This is a genomic window from Oleiphilus sp. HI0043, assembly GCF_001634935.1.
Genome location: NZ_LWEY01000984.1, coordinates 1 through 504, shown reverse-complemented (window position 1 = coordinate 504; position 504 = coordinate 1). Strand labels below are relative to the sequence as shown.

General features: G+C 40.9%; 1 protein-coding gene. It reads right to left on the bottom strand.

Features of this window, described 5'->3' with window-relative positions; translation table 11 throughout:
* Nucleotides 1-224, bottom strand: a 224-nt coding sequence (locus A3729_RS33900; RefSeq protein ID WP_231877413.1) for a hypothetical protein, incomplete at its 3' end; no start/stop codon positions are given.
* Nucleotides 225-504 lie beyond the last annotated feature (280 nt).

Sequence of the window (504 nt, the reverse complement as noted above, 5' to 3'; positions counted from 1 at the left end):
GCCGAAAAGGAACTGTCCAAGTAGTAATCTAGATAAGGTAGTGCATTAACTTCATCTACTATTTTGCTTACCTTAATTGTTTCGTACTGCGATGACGTGCTTTGTGCTAAGGATGGCTTAGAAATCGCGAGACTGACCCACAGCCCAATAGTGGCAATAAGCAAGATAAGCCATGCCATTTGAGAGCGTTCAGGAAGTAGGTCTATCTTTCTGTGAATGCTCATGCTCTGCTCAGAGTCCGATGTGCGTAGTTAGCTAGTGATTGGTGTGTAGTTGTTAGTATAGTGGATGTCTGAGAAATAGTTTCTAGAAAGCCATAAAAAACGCCGGATTTATAACAAATATGATAACCGGCGCAACTTGAATTTTGTCTAGTTTAGTTTTTAGGTCTGTCTATTGTTGCGAGTAAGGGCGAGGGTGCCTTGCGTTTTTAATAGCCCAGAATCTAAGCAAAGATGATAAGTAAGAGGCTATAATTACTAAAGTTGTTCAGATGGCATCCGA